This is a genomic window from Pseudomonas fluorescens (assembly GCF_002022275.1).
Taxonomy (GTDB): Bacteria; Pseudomonadota; Gammaproteobacteria; order Pseudomonadales; family Pseudomonadaceae; genus Aquipseudomonas; species Aquipseudomonas fluorescens_AJ.
On the sequence record NZ_MSDF01000064.1, the window covers coordinates 1 to 6,266 of the forward strand.

A 6,266-nucleotide genomic window follows, 5' to 3' on the forward strand; every position below is an offset into this window, starting at 1 on the left:
CGCAGGAGCGTGGGAACGATCGTCCTGCGCAAAAATCAGCAGCCTGCCCTCGCGCCTGTTAGAAAAACACCAACACCCCCGCCAACCACATCGCAAAAGCATGTTTTTAAACACTTTTTACAGATGGCACAGGCCTTGCTGTCCTGCCTCTCACCAGAGCTTGCACCTAACAAGCCGCCCTCGATCAGGCCCAACGCCTAAAACCACTGGAGTGTTTCCCATCATGAATGCATCACGCGCCGCCGCCAGCCGACCCGCCAAGGCTTTCGCCCATACCCTGTTATTCCTGGCCCTGTGCGAGGCCGCGAGCTACAGCAGCCTGACCCTCGCCGCCGACGCACCGGCCAGCGACAACCCGCTGGACACCGTGGTGGTGATCGGCAACCGTGGCCAGGCGCGCACCCTGGCCGAGAGCCCGGCGCCGGTGGACGTGATTTCTTCCAAACAGTTGCTGGCCACCGGGCAAGGTGACCTGACCCGGGCCCTGAGCAAAGTGTTGCCGTCGCTCAACCAGCCCGCGTCGTCAGGCTTCGGCTCCACGTCGGTGGTGCGCCCCATCAGCCTGCGGGGGTTGAACGGCGACCAGGTGCTGGTGCTGGTCAACGGCAAGCGCCGCCACAACAGCGCGCTGCTGAACAACGGCACTTACCTCAACTCCGGCTCGCAACCGGTGGACCTGGACATGATCCCCACCGCCCTGGTGGATCACGTTGAAGTGCTACGCGACGGCGCCTCGGCGCAGTACGGCTCGGACGCGATCGGTGGCGTGGTCAACATCGTGCTCAAGCAGACCGACCACGGTGGCAGCCTGTCCACCAGCTACGGCCAGAACTATGAAAACGGCGACGGTGAAACCGTGCGCCAAACCGGCAACGTCGGCCTGTCGTTGCCCAATGACGGCTTCATCAACCTCGCGCTGGACGTGAAGAAGCAGAACGTCTCCGACCGCTCGGACGACGCGCCGTACACCGACTCCACCGGCTACACCACCCAGCGTCACACTTACTACGGCACCGGCCTGCCCGAAGCGAAAAACTTCAGCCTGGGCTACAACGCCGAACTGCCGGTGGACGACGCCCTGACCTTGTACTCGTTTTCGACCTTCACCCACCGCAACTCGGAAAAACCCCTGGCGTTCCACCAGCCACCGAGCTTCAACGGCATCCAGACCCCGTACCCGCAAGGCATCGAAGACAACCTGCGGTTTATCGAAGACGACTTTCAGGTCGCGTTCGGCGGCAAGGGCCAGGCCGCCGGCTGGGACTATGACCTGTCCAGCACCTACGGCCAGGACCATGCGCGTGCCACGCTCACCGACACCTATAACCTGAGCTACGGCCCGACCTCGCCGACCTCGGTAGACACCGGCGTGAAAACCTTCAGCCAGTGGACCAACAACCTCGACCTGACCCGCGCCTTTGACCTGGGCTTGTACAAGCCAACGCAGATTTCCTGGGGCCTGGAACAGCGCTATGAGGACTACAAAATCGGCAAGGGCGACCTCGCCTCCTATGCCAGTGGCCCGTTTGGCGTCGGCGCCGACGGCTCGATCATCCCGCCGGGGACCATTTCCGGCGCCGGTACCACCCCGGCCGACGCGGCTGAAAAAAGCCGTATCAGCCTTGCTGGCTATGGCGAAGTCGGCCAGGATTTCACCGACAAATGGCACGTCGACCTGGCCGGTCGTTATGAGCATTACAACGACGGCTCCGGCACCACCACCAACGGCAAGTTCTCCACCCGTTACCAACTGACCCCGATCCTGGCAGTGCGCGGCACGTTCAGCACCGGCTTTCGCGCGCCGTCGCTGGCTCAGCAGATCTACAGCTCGACCTCGCAAACCAGCGTCAACGGCCAGCTGTTTGACTACCGCAACGTGGCGGTGAACTCCGACGTGGCCAAGGCCCTGGGTGCCAGCAACCTGAAGCCGGAAAAATCCACCAACTTCAGCATCGGCTTCACCCTGCAACCCACCGACGCCACCAACATCACCCTCGACGCCTACCAGATCGCAATCAAGGACCGCATCGCCCAGACCGGCTACCTCGGCGGCACCCCACAGATCAGCGCGATCCTCGCCGCTGCCGGGCTTAACCCGAACCAGGCAGTCACCTACTTCACCAACGCCCTCGACACCACCACCCGTGGCGTTGACCTGGTCGGCGATTATCGCCAGGACATCGGCGCGTACGGCAGCCTGAAATACTCGGCGGGCTTCAACTGGAACACCACGCAGATCGACTCGATCCACGCCTCCTCCGTCGCCACCCAGGCGCTCGGGCCGGACGGTGGTTATGACCGTCAACGCCAGGGCAACCTCAAGTACGGCCTGCCGCAATCCAAACTGCTGCTGGGCACCACCTGGACCTACGACAAGTTCGAAGTGGCGCTCAACCTGACCCGCTACGGGGAGTACACCCAGTACGGCACCGCCGAGGTCTACGACCGCACCTTCTCGCCGGCGTGGATCACCGACCTGAACGTCGACTACCACCTGACCAAAGCCGTGACCCTGAATGCCGGCGCCAACAACCTGTTCAACAAGTACCCGGAGCGCACCGACCTGGCCAGCAGTTCGGGCGGCTTCCCTTACGGCAACTTCTCGCCTTACGGCACCACCGGCGGCTACTGGTACACCGGCGTGACGTACAACTTCTAACCCGGCTCACGGGGCCTGCTCAAAGGCCCCGTGGCGGACTCTGATGGGAGCGCTTTCATGACCCGCCGTACCGACCAACTCAAACTGGGCGCGTTTCTCGCCAACAGCGGCCACCATGTCGCCGCCTGGCGCCACCCTCTGGCCCAGGCGGATGCCAGCCTGGATTTCGAGCACTTCAAATACATCGCCCAGACCGCCGAGCGCGGCAAATTCGATGCGCTGTTTATTGCCGATGTAGTCGCGCTGTGGGGGCACCACCACGATGCGCTGAGCCGCACCGCCCGCGCCGAGCACTTCGAGCCGCTGACGTTGATGTCTGCGCTTGCCGCTGTCACGACCCACATCGGCCTGATTGCCACAGCCACCACGACTTACAACGAGCCGTACCATATCGCGCGCAAATTCGCCTCCCTCGATCACCTGTCCAAAGGTCGCGCCGCATGGAACCTGGTGACGTCGGTGGTCTCCGACGAGGCGTGGAATTTCGGCCGTGAAACCCATGTGGACCACGGCGACCGCTATCAGCGCGCCGAAGAATTCCACGACGTGGTCAAGGACCTGTGGGACAGCTGGGACGACGACGCCTTCACCCGCGACAAGGCCAGCGGCGAGTATTTCGACGCGACCAAATTGCACACCCTCAACCATCGCGGCGAACACTTCTCGGTGCGCGGCCCGCTCAACGTCGCGCGCCCGCCCCAGGGCCACCCGGTGCTGGTGCAAGCGGGTGCGTCAGAGCCGGGCAAGAACCTCGCCGCCCGCGTGGCCGAGCTGATCTTTGCACATGCCCATAACCTCGAGAGCGCCCAGGCGTTCTACCAGGACATCAAGACCCGCGCCGCGACGTTTGGCCGCGACCCGGATCACGTCAAAGTCCTGCCCGGCGTCACCCCTTTTATCGCCGACACCCGGGAACGTGCCCAGGCACTGTTCGAAGAATTCCAGGCCCTGATCGACCCGGTGCTGGGCCTGCGTTTATTGGCCGATACCCTGGGCGATGACATCGACCTGTCGGGTTATGACCTTGACGGCCCATTACCGGAAACGCCGGTGGGCCAGCGCGGCAGCCGCCGCGACAAGGTGCTGGAACTGGCGCGGACGGAGAACCTGAGCATCCGCCAGCTGTACCTGCGCCTGGCCGGTGGCAACCCGGTGATCGGCACCGCTGTGGATGTGGCCGACCACTTCGAGGCGTGGTTCCAGGCCCGCGCCTGTGATGGTTTCAATGTGTTCTTTCCCTACTTTCCGGGCGCCATCGACCTGTTTGTCGACCATGTGATTCCGCTGTTGCAGGCGCGCGGGCTGTTTCGCCTTGAGTACGAAGGTGTCACCCTGCGTGAAAACCTCGGCCTGCCACGCCCGGCCAACCGCTTTACCCAGCGAGCCGGGGGAAAACCATGAGCGCAGGCTTTTCTCTGGGCTTTATGGCTCGGGTTTACAGCCCGGACTTCGACTTGAGGCTGAAAAGCTCATGAACAACGGAGTGTGTGCATGCCCCTTCACTTCAGCTGGCTGATGCCCCTGTGTACCCCCGACTGGGCGGCGCGGCCGGGGCAATGGATTCAGCTGGCCCAGGCCGTGGAATACGCCGGGCTCGACGGCCTGTGGATTCCCGGCGGCGCGCTATGCGCCGACAGCCTGGGCGTTGCCGCGGCACTCTGCGCACACACGCGGCGGGTACAACTGTCGGTCAGCGTGCCGCCGGAAGTGATGCTGCCGGCGGCGCTGGCAACCACCCTGCAAAGCCTGCAATCGATCAGCGGCCATCGCGTGCAGTTGCATCTGCCAAACAGCGAACGCAGCGCTTTTGGCGAATGGCTCAACCGCGACCAACGCAGCGAACGCATTGGCGAATACCTGGAAATCCTCCAGCAACTGCTCACACCCGATGACGGCGGCCTCGACTATCAGGGTCTGTATTTCCAACTGGAAAACGCCGGTGTCGCCCGCCGCGAATTGCCCGCCCCCACACTTGTGCTGGATGACAGCCAAAGCCACACACTGGTGGCGGCCCATGCCCACACCTGCCTGCTCACACCGGGCCATCCGCAGTGGCTGGTCAAAGAGATACAACGCTGGCGGCAAATCCAGCCAAACCTGAAGTTTGCCTGCACCTTCGGCCTGATCCTTGGCGACAGCGAAGACCTCGCCTGGGAAACCGCCGCCGCGTTATTGCCCGTGCCGGAGTTACCGAACGAACGCCTCGCCACCCTGCCCCGCGCGCGTCACCCGCTGCGCCAATGGGAAGTGCACCCCAACCTGCTGCAACTGCACCCCGGGCAACCGCTGATTCTGGTGGGTACCGCGCAACAGGTCGCCACGCGCTTGCAGGAATTGGACGGGCTGGGCTTGAACCACGTGGTGGTCGAAGGCGGCCCGGCCGTCAGCGACGTGCTGCGATTCGGTGAACAGGTCATCCCCCTTCTGCGCAAGGAGCGCCCGCACCATGAACACTGATGCACGACCGCCCCTGCAACTGGACTGGTTTTTGCCCACCAATGGCGACGGCCGCCACCTCACCAGCAGCGGCTTGCCCAAGGTCGGGTTGTTCCAGCAAGGCGAACGCGCGCCGACCCTGGACTACCTGCGCCAGATCGTGCGCGCCACTGAGCAGGCGGGTTTCGACGGCATCATGGTGCCCACCGCCAGCGGCTTCGAAGACCCTTGGCTGATCACCGCCGTACTCGCCCAAGAAGTGCGCCGCTTGAAGTTCCTGCTCACCCTGCGCCCCGGCACCGAACTGCCCGCCTACACCGCCCACCGCGCCGCGACCTTGCAACTGCTCAGCGAAAACCGTCTGGCGCTGCACGTGGTGACCGGCTCCAGCCGCTTTGAACAGCGCTCCCTGGGCGACTTTCTCGAACACGACGAACGCTACGCACGCACCGCCGAATTCCTCCAGGTCTTCCAGGCCGTGTGGGCCGGGCAGGCGCCGACGCATCCGGGGCGTTACTACCGCAGCGGCATCACCACCCCGATTGCACCGGGCGCTGAAGCACCCACCATCTACTTCGGCGGCGCTTCCGAAGCCGCCGAACGCGTAGGCGCGGCCCACGGGCAAACCTACCTGATGTGGTGCGAACCACCGGCAATGATCGCCGAACGCATCCAACGCATGCGCGACCTCGCCGCCGCCCAGAACCGCACCCTGCGCTTCGGCCTGCGCCTGCACATCTTCGCCGCCCCCACCGACGACGCCGCCTGGGCCCATGTAGAACGCCTGCTCGAAGAAATCCCCAAAGACGCCATCGACAAGGCCCAACGCCAAATGGCCGCCTACGAATCCGTCGGCCAAAGCCGCCAGACCCAACTCATGCAAGGCCGCGGCCGCGGCGCGCGAGAACTGGAAGTGTCCGCCAACCTGTGGGCTGGTGTAGGTCTGGTACGCGGCGGCGCAGGCACCGCGTTGGTGGGCAGTTATGCAAAAGTGGCCGAGCGGATCGAGGAGTATCACCAGCTGGGCGTGGACAGTTTTATCCTGTCGGGCTTTCCCCATTTGGAGGAAGCGATTCACGTAGGCGCAGAAGTGCTGCCATTGTTGCGCAGGATGGGCGGTTAACTGGGTATCACCGAAAGACCGAGGCGTACCCATCGCAGGCAAGCCAGC

General features: G+C 64.0%; 5 protein-coding genes. All 5 read left to right on the plus strand.

From position 1 onward, the window contains the following. Nucleotides 1–201, plus strand: a 201-nt coding sequence (locus tag BFW87_RS32175) for a hypothetical protein (protein ID WP_217699437.1), incomplete at its 5' end; no start/stop codon positions are given. A gap of 22 nt (nucleotides 202–223) precedes the next feature. Further along, nucleotides 224–2,659: a TonB-dependent receptor plug domain-containing protein gene (locus BFW87_RS31130; protein WP_078743541.1), complete on the plus strand. Its 2,436-nt coding sequence runs from the start codon at nucleotides 224–226 to the stop codon at nucleotides 2,657–2,659. 57 nt (nucleotides 2,660–2,716) lie between these two features. Then, nucleotides 2,717–4,060 carry an LLM class flavin-dependent oxidoreductase gene (locus BFW87_RS31135; protein ID WP_078743542.1) on the plus strand — a complete coding sequence of 448 codons (1,344 nt, stop codon included), beginning with the start codon at nucleotides 2,717–2,719 and terminating at the stop codon, nucleotides 4,058–4,060. Between the two features lie 90 nt (nucleotides 4,061–4,150). After that, complete coding sequence (locus BFW87_RS31140) at nucleotides 4,151–5,116, plus strand: LLM class flavin-dependent oxidoreductase (RefSeq protein ID WP_078743543.1); 966 nt, start codon at nucleotides 4,151–4,153, stop codon at nucleotides 5,114–5,116. Further along, a complete protein-coding gene (locus BFW87_RS31145) occupies nucleotides 5,106–6,218 on the plus strand; it encodes an LLM class flavin-dependent oxidoreductase (RefSeq protein ID WP_078743544.1) in 1,113 nt (370 codons plus the stop codon). The genes BFW87_RS31140 and BFW87_RS31145 overlap by 11 nt, the downstream gene beginning before the upstream one ends. Nucleotides 6,219–6,266 lie beyond the last annotated feature (48 nt).